The organism is Zhongshania aquatica, assembly GCF_027257955.1.
In the GTDB taxonomy this organism is placed as follows: domain Bacteria; phylum Pseudomonadota; class Gammaproteobacteria; order Pseudomonadales; family Spongiibacteraceae; genus Spongiibacter; species Spongiibacter aquatica.
On record NZ_JANZNQ010000001.1, the window covers coordinates 16,627 to 29,506 of the forward strand.

The window sequence follows — 12,880 nt, forward strand, 5'->3', positions numbered from 1 at the left end:
AAAACTCTACGACTAAAAAGTAACTTTCTCTCTGAGGGCTTCCACAATAAAATGGACATGATGACACGACGAGCGTCTGGTTTTAGAAACTTTGAAAATTACAGATTACGCGTACTAGCCCTAGCCCATTGTGGGTGGGACGGTGTGATTGACGGAGTTTAATGAGCGCCACCCCCGTTAATTGGGTGGAGCCAAGTTTTGTTACTGGGGCGTCACAGCCAAATTTCAGGCATAAAAAACCCAGATCAAATATCTAGGCTTCTTTATATAAGTCAAAGAGTTATGTTTAGTACGCTCGGCACGATTCCGCCACTTTCATCATAACCAGGATCGTCAAATACATGATTTTTTGAACCGCACGTTGGAAATATGAATGGCATATCTAGAAATTAGCAGAGCAATACATAGACAGCTTTTAATATTAAATAATCACTGATGTCTAACGCTGAAACCTATGTAGTTCCAATTTTGGTACTGCAGAATCGCTTAAAGTAGGACGTAATCTTTTGGTGTCACGAGTAGGTTAATAAAACCCTCGTTGTCCGGCTCTTGCGCCAATTCGCCAACCCAATCACTTAAGTGATGAACTTGCGCGGGAATAAGACGATGCTCGATATGGTCAATAATATGGTATTGCATGCCAAAGCTTTCAAGCAATTCGATAAGCTGATGGCCATCTGCGCCCGAATGGCGGATTCCGTAGGGACAAAACTCTAGAATAATACGCACGTGAGTACTGTTGGCAGCGATAAGTTTACGTAGCCCATTTACCACAAAATACTCCGCGCCCTGGGTGTCTATTTTCAGGAAATCGATGCGTTGGGTTTGGGCCCCAAGGTGTTGGTCACCGTGTACTAATTGAATAGGACTGCTATTGCGCTCCCCGCCGTCTGAGTAAATGCGGTGATCACCAAAGTTGTCAGTTGAAAGAAATAATTTGCCGTCTTCATTTCTGTCACTCAGTGCCAAGGGGTGCAGCGTCACATTATCCAGATCATTCAGGCTGACATTTTCCTGCAAAAGTGCAAAGTTCTTGGCATCCGGCTCGTATGATAAAACGGTACCTTTCGGCCCTGCGATTTCACTTGCTAGTAATGTGTAATAACCAATATTGGCGCCTACATCGACAAAGACACCACCAGCTTGAAAATGCTTGATGACTAATTGGGTTTCGTATGGCTCCCAGCACTGTTCGGCACGCAGCTTTTCAGAAATGATTGTGTCGTTTGACCCGTGAACACGCATTTTTAGTCGCGCTTTCAAACCCTCTATATTGAGTTCAATCGGCTTTGCGGGGTCAATACCATTAGTCTGTTTAATTTGAGCCATACCACATAACCTAAGTGAAGTTTGGGTAGTCAGCCCAATAGTATTGCAGGTCTGTCTTCTGCCAGTTTGTGTATATTTTCGGCCAGCTTAACTGATCGATACGCCAGCCGTGATGCGGCTCCAGATTGCTGGAGAAGACCGGCGCGCCGTAGTCGCAAAAGCGGGTATCGACACTCATACGAACAACCGAATCACTAATATTTGGTTGCGCAGCATGGACGGTAAACGCGTTGAATATAATGACGTCGCCTTGGGCCACATCAGACACATGCCAAGTGATTTCGTCCGGATAGATCTCGCACTGAACATTGCCGACCCCCGGGGATGTCATGACTTCCCGCATACCGCGCTTATGCGATGCGGGCAATATTTTGAGGCGCCCCATTTCGCTTGAAACATCATGTAAAGCAACCCAGATGCCCGCCATGGTGCTAGGAGCGACGTGAGAGCGCGCATCCTGATGGGGCGGTGTTTCGTAGCCGACCTTTTTGGGCGTTGATATTCGCGCCATCTTCATCGGATATACAAATACCTCACTGTTACTGACGGTACGCATCAGTTGCAGGAGATCAGCGTCATGGAAGAAGGCATGAAAGGATTCTAGGCTTTGTATTTTTGGATATACCTCGTCCCAAATCGCATCGGTTTCTACGAATGCCTCCCCGGTCAGCACGGGTAATTGCTGCGATTCATCCAGCCTTACATGAGGCGACAAACAAGACAGGATATCCTTTAACAGGGCGGCGCATTTTGTAGCAGCGGTATATTGCTTGAAATAGAGATACCCCCACTCCTGAAAACGGCTGCGAAGAATGTCCGGCGCCTCATTGGCGTCTGACACGATAAGTCCTTGATCACTGGGCATGGAGATGGAAGCCAAAGTAGTTATTGGAATAGGCGTTAATACAAGCCCGTAGATTTTACGCAAGGCAGAATTGGAACGCCAATATTTATCTGTAGAAATCTAAATCTGAACTAACACATCCACAGATTGATAAGTCAGCAAAAGATCGAAAATGCCGAGCTTGGAGCACATCCAACTTGCGCAAATGGACGTATTGACCAATTGGTCATTTAAATAATCACCCACTCGGAGAGACTCATGAAACAACTGATCCCTGCACTGATCCTCTTAGGCGTCACTGGTACTAGCTGGGCCCAGGTGCCGAGTCTGCCACTTGATGCTTTTAACGGCGCCGATCTCGGCAGTGCTCTGAGCCCACAGATCTTGGTCATCGGCTTCAACAATATTGACGACGCGACCAACGCGTTCGTTTCAGGTGAAGGGACTCGTGGGGGCGGTATGCGTGCCGCAGGACTGGCCGTACTGAATCCAGATGGCACAGAAGGCGGCAATGTGACCCAAGGCTTTAATAATGGCAACCCGGCATTTCAGGGGTTTGCAATGAAGCTGTCTAATGGCACACCCGCTTCGCCCCTCGCGGACGCCTTTGCCGCTGGCACCGACATGGTCTATGACTTGTTGCTCCCGGCTTATATTCAAATGGATGGCCCAACTGAGATGCTGGTATCCGCTGGCGAACCCCTCACCCGCCCGCTTTACGACGCGCTAATAGCGACTACATTTGGCTTAGACTTGAACTTCGATGACAGTGGGCTTCCCGGCCTCAGCGCCGAAGATCTTGGCGAACTGCCGCCGTTACCTAGCGACATGCTGCCCTCCGGCAGTGCCTTGCAAACTCTGCCTTAGACCTTACTAAAGCAGCAGCCCAATCACCCGTCGCTGCAAACACCCACACCACCAATGCAATGTTGCATTGGCAATTTTTCTGAGCGGTTAAGCTTGTGAGCCAATAAAAAAGGCCAGCACATTTCTGTGCTGGCCTTTTTTATTACGCGTAAATGTCAGGCGCTACGCTTTTGCCAGCTTCGATGTGCTCCGCTATCTGCGGCTCGGCTTTGTTGAAGTTCGGTAATACGTTGGTCTTCACCCAGCTCAAATCGTCCAACCATATGATTGAGCTCTTGAGCCTGACCAGAAAGCTCTTCTGCTGCACTTGAAGACTCTTCAGAATCTGCGGCGGTACGCTGCACCACCTGATCCATGTCCGATATTGCCAAGTGAATTTGCTCAATACCGCTAGTTTGCGCTTCGCTCGCGGTGGTTATTTCGTTAACGATATTCGCCACCTTACCTACTGCACCTATAATGTCGCCAAGACGTCCGTGAACTTCACTAGACAGACGGCCACCATCTTCTGCAGATTCCGCTGACTGGGCAATCAAGCTCGCCGTTTTATTCGCGGCCTCTTTAGCACGCAATGCTAGGTTACGAACTTCCGCAGCAACAACCGCAAAACTTCTACCAGACTCGCCCGCCCTCGCCGCTTCCACCGCCGCGTTCAAAGCGAGCAAGTTAGTTTGGAAAGCAATCTCATTAATATCATTGATAATGGTTTGTGTATCTTTGGCTGATGCTTTAATCCGCTCCATCGCATTCAACATTTCACCCATAGTATCGCTACCACTCTTGGCGAGATCCTGGGTTTCCAGAGCCAACTGCTGAGCGTGACGGGTGTTTTCTGCATTCTGCCTAGTTTGATCTGCGACCTCATCCAGTGAGCGTGTAGTCTGCTCTAAAGATGCTGCTTGCTGCGATGCACCAACGGCTACCGAGTGACTGCTTGATGCAATCAAACCCGAGGCCGCAGATACTTGTTTTGAGGATTCCAACACATGAGACATGGAATCACGCAACTGCGACACAGCGGTATTTACTGAGTGTTTCAACTCGTCAAACTGACCACGATAATCGCCAACCACTTGTTTACTTAATACGTTCTCTGCAACCGCTTGCATGACCGCAGACACTTCATTAATTGGTGCAGTGATCGCATCAAGCATCGCATTAATATTTTGAAGTAATCGCAAGTTATCACCACTAGTGCCTTCTGTATTAGCGCGATTATCTAATCGACCTTCTTGGGTTGCGCGAATCAGACTCTCCACTTCACTAACCGTTTCTTTACGCTCAGAAATATCTGTCGCGTATTTCACTACCTTAAAGACTTTACCGCTAAAATCCTTGATGGGTGTATACGATGCTTGAATCCATACATCACTGCCATCTTTATGTTTACGACAAAACTCACCAATTTGTGCTTCGCCACTGCCCAGAAGCTCCCAGAATCGTCGGTAGTCATCAGACTGACGATAGGTGGCATCAACAAACATACTGTGATGTTTTCCGACCACATCACCTAAGCTGTAACCCAGCGTTGTCAGGAAATTATCATTCGCGGTGAGAATCGTACCGTCAGTTTCAAATTGAATAACCGCCTGAGAAGAACTGATACCTTCTATTTGACCCTCAAAGTCGGCGTTACGTATTTTCTGCTCAGTCACGTCACTTGCGTATTTAACAACTTTGATAACACTACCGCGCAAATCTTTAATCGGTGTATAAGACGCTTGAATCCAAACATCTCGGCCATCTTTACGTATCCGGCGAAACTCCCCTATCTGCGCCTCACCAGCTGCTAAGGCTGCCCAAAAGCGACGATAATCATCGGACTGACGATACTTAGCATCCACAAACATACTGTGACTTTTGCCAACAACTTCTTCTTTTCGGTAGCCAAGTGTTTTCAAGAAGTTTTCATTTGCGGAAATAATTGTGCCGTCGATCTCGAACTGAATAACCGCCTGCGACGCACTTATACCGTCAATTTGGCCGCGGAAATCAGCATTCTGCATTTTTTGTTTGGTGATATCAGTGGCGTATTTAACTATCTTAAAGACCTTACCATTCATGTCTTTAATCGGGGTGTATGAAGCCTGAATCCAAACATCATGGCCGTCCTTATGGCGACGACAAAACTCTCCAGTTTGCGCTTCTCCGGCTGCGAGCGAAGCCCAAAACTTGCGATATTCCTCTGATTGACGATACGCTGGATCGACAAAAATATTGTGATGTTTACCAATGACTTCGTCGCGACTATAGCCAACAGCATTTAAAAAATTGTCATTCGCGAGCTTAATCCGGCCATCAGTTTCAAACTGAATAACGGCTTGTGCACGTCCAATTCCTTCAATCTGACCTTGATAATCCGCATTGCGAAGCTTTTGGCCAGTGATATCAGACGCGTATTTAACGACCTTAAAGACTTTACCGTCTAAATCCTTAATCGGGGTGTAAGACGCTTGCAACCAGATGGTATGACCATCCTTAGCAACACGCGAAAACTCGCCCACCTTAGACTGACCGCCCGCCAGATCAGACCAAAAATTACGATATTCAGAGGATTGGCGATACGCGCTATCAACAAACATGCTGTGGTGCTTACCCACCACTTCATCTCGGCTGTAACCTACCGAGGCCAGAAAATTATCATTTGCCGAAGTTATGGTGCCAGAAACGTCAAACTGAATAACCGCCTGACTTTGACCAATGCCTTCTATCTGGCCTTTAAAATCAATATTTTGAAATTTTTGCTGGGTGATATCAGACGCCACTTTAATAATCCGGCAGACATTGCCCCCCTTATCAAAAACAGGATTGTAAGAGGCCTGTATCCAAAACTTTGTGCCATCTTTAGCATAGCGACAAAATTCGCCGGTTTGCGCTTCACCGTTGCTCAGCGCTTCCCAAAATCCAATATATTCTTGCGACCGAGCGTAACCGGACTCAACAAAAATTCGATGATGGGCTCCCTCTAATTCGGCAGCTGAATATCCAGTGATATCTAAGAAATTCTCATTGACGCTTAAAATTCCGCCGTTTGGATCAAATTCTATAATTGCCTGAGAAGCGCTGATTGCGTCGTAAGTGCTTGATAATCTTTCGTAATCAGATGTATTTATTCTTTTAGTTGGCATGACGACCTCGCAGGGGCTTATAACTAAGGCGAATAACTTCTAAATAAATATAAAAGCCATTGGGACATGAAACACAATAGGCCGCCTGTAGAACATTGGCTATAAGTAATACTGCGCATGAGTAAAGGTGTTAGTGTTGAGGCTGCGCGCCAGAGAAGGCGCGGGTTTGAAGGCTTAACTATACCATTATGAAAAAAATCCTAGCTCGCTTTCTAATTGCGCCGCTAGGCTGAAAAGGGTCTCCTCATCGCACATGCGGCCGGTAAATTGCATGCCGATTGGCAGCCCATCTTTGCTCTTATGTAGAGGAACTGACATGCCGGGTAAGCCTGTTATATTCCCCATGATGGTAAAAGCCATTTTTTCAAGTACCGGCGATGCCATCTGCTCAACTAAACCGGCACGAAATAGTAATTTGCCGACGTTAATACGGTGAGACGCGAGCATCAGGAGCTCTTCAAAGCGGGTATTCGGTAATTGACCGTGCGGAACCGCCGGCGTCGGCACCGTGGGAGACAACATCACATCGTAGCGCTCTAATAAACGTCCCATCGCCAACTGAACCCCGTGCCAGCCCTTTGTCGCATCAACAAGATCGGCCGCGCTCAGTGATCGACCTAACATCGCCATATTTTTTGTTGCTGGTTCTAGGCAACGCACGTAATCCTTTCCATATAATTTGCTGAACTTAGCGACCATAGCCGCCACCTCACCACACACCACCACAAAGAAATCGCGCCAAAAGCGGTCTATATCTATGAGGGGTTCTTCTTCAACCACCTCGTGACCCAAATGTCGCAACTGTTCCGCTGTTTTATCTAGCGCCGCCAACACATCGGGATGTATCTGGGTATTCACCAATGGCTTTCGACTTAGCGCAATGCGCAATGGCTTTGGCGGGCGCTGCGTGGCGGAGAGGAAACTGCCACTTGGTAGCGCAATATTGTAAGGCGAACCGCTCTCATGACCGCTAGTGCAATCAAGCATTGCGGCGCTGTCACGCACACTCCGGGTTAATACATGCTCAGCCACCGCGCCCTGCCAATCTTGACCTTGATCCGGACCGAGCGGATTACGCCCCCTAGACGGTTTTAAGCCAAATACCCCACACCAAGACGACGGAAATCTGATTGAACCTCCGCCATCGCCACCATGCGCCATAGGCACGATGCCTGCAGCGACCGCTGCCGCACTGCCACCAGACGACCCGCCGGTGCTATAGTCCGGCTTATGGGGATTGTGACTAACACCATGGGCTTTTGGCTCGGTGGTAATAATTAGGCCAAATTCAGGGGTATTCGTCTTCGCAAAGATATTTACCCCGCTCGCCTTATAGCGACGCACCAACTCGCTGTCATAGTCAGGTATTGGCGCCTTGCCTCGGCTACCCATCGTCATTGGTTCGCCAGCAAAGGCTGCCATTAAATCCTTAAGCACAAAGGGCACACCGGTAAATGGACCGTCTGGCAAGCCATCTTTAATATACCGGTACGCCCTGTCGTCAAAACGATGAATAATCGCATTGATGCCGGAGTTAAGCTCATTTGCACGTGCGATCGCGGCATCCAACAACTCGGTGGAGCTTATCTCACCGGCTTTTACGAGCGCCGCCAAACCCAGACCGTCGTATTGGCTATATTCTGTAAACATCTGTATCCCCGCGTTATTTTTTTATGTGTCAATCTTGGCCTACAACGTGACGTATTCTGCAGCTTTCCTCCACGCTGTACGCGCAAATCACCTTGCGCAGATGCCGTAATAAATTAATTTATCAAATTGCCTTTGGCCGAACAGACATTTTCGCGCTACAGTAATGCGAACGTAGGGATGCAATAACGACATTCCCAGATTTAGCATCAAGATTACACTGCTCTACGCAAGACCTTTAATCCATAACAATACAAGGTTGTAGCTATGCCCTTAACGAATGACATTCTTGACGAAATACGCGTACTCACCCAATTCAATCCTGCCTCTTCACTAGAGGGAATAAAAGTACATCATACGGCAGAAGCCAGTACTATCGCAGCGACAAAGCGCCTTTATGACAAAGATCTGATCACCCTACCCGACGGTGGCTACCTAACTAGCAGCGGCCTAGAGGTTATTCGTCATCTAGACGGCCTGATTACCGTTTTACAATGTAATGAAGCTGTTACCGACTGATATACACCAATCTAAAAGCCGACAATGCAATGTCGGCTTTCGCTCTACACCATCAAGTTGAAAAACCCAACCCCCTCCTCGACTACGTAGAACGCGTATTACAACGCCGCATATGATTCTAGCCCACAAATTCAGATACACTTTTAAATCCACACCACGACAGAGACGATAATGGATCCGCTTACCCAAGGTTTACTCGGCGCGGTGGCCGCGCGCAAGGCAAGCAATAAACTGGCAAAACGCGGCAGCGCGGTTTTACTCGGCTTTTTAGGGGGAATGGCAGCAGACTTAGACGTGGTGATTCGCTCAAACAGCGATCCCTTATTGTTTTTGGAATATCACCGACAATTTACTCACTCGCTTATATTCATCCCTTTGGGCGGACTAATTTGCGGTCTCGTTCTACACAAGCTATTCGCTAAGCGACAGGGCTTGTCGTGGCGACAAACCGTGCTGTTCTGCACCTTAGGCTATGCTACCCACGCCCTACTCGATGCTTGCACCACCTATGGAACCCAGCTCTACTGGCCCTTTAGCAATGAGCGTGTGGCATGGAACACCATGTCGATTATCGACCCACTGTATACCTTACCCATTGGTGGCTTGCTACTTCTTAGCTTGAGTAAACAGCGTAACTGGGCCGCGTCGCTGGCACTTTTCTGGGTTCTCGGTTACCCCTGTTTGGGCTGGTGGCAACGGGATCGTGCTGAAGTTGTGGGATATGAACTGGCCGCCAGCCGAGATCATCTTGTAGAGAGCTTAGAGGCAAAACCGTCCTTCGGAAATATACTTCTTTGGAAAGTTGTCTACAGTACCGCTGACCGATATTACGTAGACGCCGTTCGCGTTGGTATTGATCCAAAGGTATTTATTGGTGACAGTATTCCCAAACTCATACAGAGCTCAGACTTACCTTGGCTACTGGCAGATAGTCGCCAAAATACCGATCTAGCGCGGTTTAAATGGTTCTCAAAGGGTTACATCGCCCAAGACCCAAACAACCCAAATCGCATCATTGATATTCGTTATTCGCTGCTGCCAAATGAGCTGAACGCCCTGTGGAGCATTGAATTATCGCCCGACGCCCCCAATAACCCAGTAATCTACCAAACCCATCGCAGCGATGGCAGAGAGAAAACTAAGCAACTCTGGCAAATGTTGACGCAATAGATTGAGAAAACACCTGCGATGATATCAACACCTTAATACGGATGGCGCATGGCTAAATTATCAGTGCTCGACCTCTCCCCCATCACCGCCGACGGTGATGCGAGCAAGTCACTACAGAACAGCCTTTCGCTGGCGCAGCACGCCGAAAAATGGGGGTTTAACCGCTACTGGCTGGCGGAGCACCACAATATGCAGGGCATTGCCAGCGCAGCCACCGCCGTAGTGATTGCTCACATCGCCGGGGGCACAAAAACCATCCGTGTTGGCGCTGGCGGCGTGATGCTGCCCAACCACGCACCACTGATTATTGCTGAACAATTTGGCACCCTCGAAGCTTTGTTTCCGAATCGCATTGACCTCGGTCTTGGCCGCGCACCGGGCACCGACCAAGCAACAGCCTATGCTATGCGCCGTAATTTAGACGCCGACGTCGATCAGTTTCCTAGGGATGTTGTCGAACTGATGGGCTATTTTGGCGAGCCGCGCAATGGCCAAAGAATTCACGCCATACCCGGAAGCGGCCTTAATATCCCCTTCTGGATTTTGGGCTCTAGCTTATTTGGCGCCCAGCTGGCAGCATCTTTGGGTTTGCCCTACGCCTTTGCCTCGCACTTTGCACCAGATCAAATGCTGCCAGCAATCGCTCTTTACAGAGAACGTTTTCGCCCTTCGGCACAATTAGAAAAGCCCTATGTCATGCTCGGCTACAACGTCTTTGCCGCTGACACCGACGCCCAAGCGCATTACATCGCCAGTTCGATGCAGCGTGCATTTGTTAATTTGCGGCGTGGGCAACCGGGGAAATTACAAGCACCCGCAGACGGCTACTTAGAGCAATTACCCGCTGGCGATCAAATGCTGCTCAAACAGATCATGTCCTGTTCAGCAATTGGAACGGCAGACAAGGTACAGAGAGATATGCAGGAGTTCATCGACCGAACCCAGGCAGACGAGCTGATGATCACCTCACAGATATACACCCATGAGGCGCGATTGAGGTCTTACGAACTTGTCTCATCTCTACAGGGAACACTGAGCTAAGCAAGACTTCTGCTGAAACTGGCCTGCAAAACAACAGGCAGTAGCAGCTTATTTACCCATGCTCTCGTTGAGCACCCGCACCTCGCGTTGCGGGAAGGGAATTTGGAATCCGTTGTCGCGCATGGCTTCGAAAATCATCAACAGTAGATCGCCGCCGACGCGATTTTTGCCATCATCGATACCAATCATCCAAAACTCAACAAACATATTGACGCCGGAATCCCCAAAACTATCTATTTCACAGTCTGGCCGCTCTTCAAAGGGAATATCCTCGCCGCTAATAACCTGTTCATGGGAGGCGACAGTTTCTTTGATAATTTCGACCAACTGACGGATATCCGAATCGTAGGCCACAGAAAAATCAACACGGTACCGTTGCTTCTTATTTTTATGGGTCCAGTTGGTAAAACTCTCGGTCACAAATTTTTCATTTGGAACCATGATGTCTTTACCATCGTAGGTTTCCAATGTTGTAGAACGCAGCGTCAGCTCGCGAACGACACCTGTCCGGCCATCTTCAAGTTCAATGTAATCATCTATGGAAACAGAGCGGTCGAGCAAAATAATAATGCCAGATATAAAATTAGACGCAATCGCCTGCAAACCAAAACCAAGCCCCACACCCAGAGCGCCACCAAATACCGCCAGCGCGGTCAGATTTATCCCCATTACCTGTAACAGCAATAAGAAAATTAGAACAAAAACAGCAACTTCGAACAGTTTTGCCGCCACTTCTTTGGTACGAAAATCCAGTTTGTCCTGACGTCGGATAATCTCTTTACCGGTGCTGCTTGACACCCGTCCCAACCAAAAAAGCAGCGAGCCAAATAGCGCCACTCGAAGCACGCCATACGCCGAAATTTCAATATTGCCCAAGGAGACCTGCATAGCCTCAAGTGTGGCAACAATAGGTTTAAGTACATTCAATAAATGTAAAAACAACAATGGCTGGCCAATCCAGCGAAACACAAAGGCGATGAAATCGTTCTTAACATAATCACGAATCAAAGACCGGAAAACCAACATCATCGCAACATACAAAGCTGTCCGTACCAGCCAGAACGCCCCAATAAACTGCGCACTCACCTCAACCGCAAGACTCAAGACCAAAATAGTTAGCAAGGGAAATATAAGAACACCTAGCTTGCCGGTCAGTTTACGTAACGGCTTTAAAGGAGCATTGGTAGGTGCATCAGCAAAGAGCGGAACAAATTTGCGAATATACGTAGTGATAAAAAAAGTAATACCGAAAACAACCAATACCAACGCTAACTGCGCGTAGGTCTCTGTTTGTAAAAGAACAGCAAATACCTGATCAGCAAGGTCTAACGTAGCCAATTTGAAATTATCAAAATCCACACAATGCACTCTTGTTATTCATTTTTATCGGGTAAAAGTTTGTCCCTTTTACTCGGTCTTACTCACTTTGTTAACGCCACCTGATTTTACTAAAAGCTAGCTTTTTAGAAGGCCTGCATCACGTATAAGAATATCGTGACCATAAGAATTATCGATACTGCACAACCACCTACCATCTGCTACTTTATTGAAAACATAACACGCTTTTCGTTCTACTGCCGGGTAGTTTGGTGCGGCAACTTCGGTAAGCGCTAAAACAAGGCAGGTATCACCAGACTCAAGTATCTGCATCCCCCTTTGTCTTACTTGTAAACCATTCTTAAAATACACCGCTATTTTCTCGAAGGCCGCTCGTATCTCCGCCTTACCAACGGCATTCCGCCCAGGCTCGACCACAAGTACCGCATTATCGGTATAGATATTGAGAAGCGTATCAAAATCCTCCCTAACTATCGCCTCATCAGCCCGTGCTATTTGCAATATAACTGGATGCTTATCCAAAACCACTTCCTCGCTTGATTGTGTCGGGTATTAATCTCTTAGCGGCGCATAAGGTATCTTCCACGCTGTAACCAAGTGAATGATAGAGTGCCAATACGCTCTTATTTGAACTGCGAACGTGAATGTCCAATTTAGGGCAGCCAATACTAGCAAGATGCTCCTCGATATGCCCCGTCAATAATCTCCCGACTCCCCGCCCCTGATATGCCGGTGAAACCACTAAATAATAAATAGCACTTCGGTGACCATCGTAGCCAGCCATCGCAGAAGCGATGACATTACCATCGACCTCAGCGACAAAAAACAATTCAGGCTGCACCTTGAGTTTTCTAGAAATATCCTTATCTAGATCATTCCACAGGCGAGTCAGATTACACCGTTCTCACAAGGCAATAACTGCCGCTCTACCACTTTCCTTAAATGATCTTATTATCATTTCACACCCTCGATCTACTTCCCAGATTTGCTACTACCG

The 12,880-nt window shown here is 47.8% G+C and carries 11 protein-coding genes and 1 pseudogene; 5 read left to right on the forward strand and 7 right to left on the reverse strand.

Going from position 1 to position 12,880, the window contains the following annotated elements; genetic code table 11:
* Window positions 1-15: 15 nt before the first annotated feature.
* A pseudogene (locus O9X78_RS00065) lies at window positions 16-162 on the forward strand (transposase); the annotation flags it as partial.
* A gap of 324 nt (window positions 163-486) precedes the next feature.
* On the opposite strand, the gene O9X78_RS00070 reads toward O9X78_RS00065, so the two are convergent.
* Window positions 487-1,329: an FkbM family methyltransferase gene (locus O9X78_RS00070; protein ID WP_269617501.1), complete on the reverse strand. Its 843-nt coding sequence runs from the start codon at window positions 1,327-1,329 to the stop codon at window positions 487-489.
* A gap of 10 nt (window positions 1,330-1,339) precedes the next feature.
* Entirely contained in the window at window positions 1,340-2,194 is an 855-nt protein-coding gene (locus O9X78_RS00075) for a phytanoyl-CoA dioxygenase family protein (protein ID WP_269617502.1), read from the reverse strand.
* 237 nt (window positions 2,195-2,431) lie between these two features.
* Between O9X78_RS00075 and O9X78_RS00080 the strand changes: the two genes are divergently transcribed.
* Window positions 2,432-3,040: a hypothetical protein gene (locus O9X78_RS00080; RefSeq protein ID WP_269617503.1), complete on the forward strand. Its 609-nt coding sequence runs from the start codon at window positions 2,432-2,434 to the stop codon at window positions 3,038-3,040.
* Window positions 3,041-3,195: 155 nt separating this feature from the next.
* On the opposite strand, the gene O9X78_RS00085 is transcribed toward O9X78_RS00080, so the two are convergent.
* Both O9X78_RS00085 and O9X78_RS00090 read right to left on the reverse strand, forming a co-directional pair.
* Window positions 3,196-6,168, reverse strand: a complete 2,973-nt coding sequence (locus tag O9X78_RS00085) for a methyl-accepting chemotaxis protein (protein WP_269617504.1) — start codon at window positions 6,166-6,168, stop codon at window positions 3,196-3,198.
* A gap of 186 nt (window positions 6,169-6,354) precedes the next feature.
* Window positions 6,355-7,818, reverse strand: coding sequence for an amidase (locus tag O9X78_RS00090; RefSeq protein WP_269617505.1), 1,464 nt, complete (start codon window positions 7,816-7,818; stop codon window positions 6,355-6,357).
* A 264-nt stretch (window positions 7,819-8,082) separates the two neighbouring features.
* On the opposite strand from O9X78_RS00090, the gene O9X78_RS00095 reads away from it, so the two are divergent.
* From O9X78_RS00095 to O9X78_RS00105, 3 genes are all read left to right on the forward strand, one after another.
* On the forward strand, window positions 8,083-8,334 hold the full coding sequence (locus tag O9X78_RS00095) for a TIGR02647 family protein (RefSeq protein ID WP_269617506.1): 252 nt from the start codon (window positions 8,083-8,085) through the stop codon (window positions 8,332-8,334).
* A 171-nt stretch (window positions 8,335-8,505) separates the two neighbouring features.
* The gene (locus O9X78_RS00100; protein WP_269617507.1) at window positions 8,506-9,504 is read left to right on the forward strand and encodes a metal-dependent hydrolase; all 999 of its coding nucleotides are present in this window, start codon (window positions 8,506-8,508) and stop codon (window positions 9,502-9,504) included.
* Between the two features lie 48 nt (window positions 9,505-9,552).
* Complete coding sequence (locus tag O9X78_RS00105; RefSeq protein ID WP_269617508.1) at window positions 9,553-10,545, forward strand: LLM class flavin-dependent oxidoreductase; 993 nt, start codon at window positions 9,553-9,555, stop codon at window positions 10,543-10,545.
* Between the two features lie 48 nt (window positions 10,546-10,593).
* Here O9X78_RS00105 and O9X78_RS00110 read toward each other — a convergent pair whose 3' ends face one another.
* The 3 genes from O9X78_RS00110 to O9X78_RS00120 form a co-directional block, all read right to left on the reverse strand.
* Entirely contained in the window at window positions 10,594-11,904 is a 1,311-nt protein-coding gene (locus O9X78_RS00110; RefSeq protein ID WP_269617509.1) for a mechanosensitive ion channel family protein, read from the reverse strand.
* A 96-nt stretch (window positions 11,905-12,000) separates the two neighbouring features.
* Window positions 12,001-12,405, reverse strand: a complete 405-nt coding sequence (locus O9X78_RS00115) for a YybH family protein (protein WP_269617510.1) — start codon at window positions 12,403-12,405, stop codon at window positions 12,001-12,003.
* Window positions 12,398-12,775: a GNAT family acetyltransferase gene (locus O9X78_RS00120; RefSeq protein WP_269617921.1), complete on the reverse strand. Its 378-nt coding sequence runs from the start codon at window positions 12,773-12,775 to the stop codon at window positions 12,398-12,400. Before O9X78_RS00120 ends, O9X78_RS00115 begins: the two co-directional genes overlap by 8 nt.
* Window positions 12,776-12,880: the final 105 nt, after the last annotated feature.

Coding starts and splice junctions, on each gene's coding strand:
- O9X78_RS00070 (WP_269617501.1), bottom strand. CDS start 1,329: ATGGCTCAAATTAAACAGACTAATGGTATTGACCCCGCAAAGCCGATT.
- O9X78_RS00075 (WP_269617502.1), bottom strand. CDS start 2,194: ATGCCCAGTGATCAAGGACTTATCGTGTCAGACGCCAATGAGGCGCCG.
- O9X78_RS00080 (WP_269617503.1), top strand. CDS start 2,432: ATGAAACAACTGATCCCTGCACTGATCCTCTTAGGCGTCACTGGTACT.
- O9X78_RS00085 (WP_269617504.1), bottom strand. CDS start 6,168: ATGCCAACTAAAAGAATAAATACATCTGATTACGAAAGATTATCAAGC.
- O9X78_RS00090 (WP_269617505.1), bottom strand. CDS start 7,818: ATGTTTACAGAATATAGCCAATACGACGGTCTGGGTTTGGCGGCGCTC.
- O9X78_RS00095 (WP_269617506.1), top strand. CDS start 8,083: ATGCCCTTAACGAATGACATTCTTGACGAAATACGCGTACTCACCCAA.
- O9X78_RS00100 (WP_269617507.1), top strand. CDS start 8,506: ATGGATCCGCTTACCCAAGGTTTACTCGGCGCGGTGGCCGCGCGCAAG.
- O9X78_RS00105 (WP_269617508.1), top strand. CDS start 9,553: ATGGCTAAATTATCAGTGCTCGACCTCTCCCCCATCACCGCCGACGGT.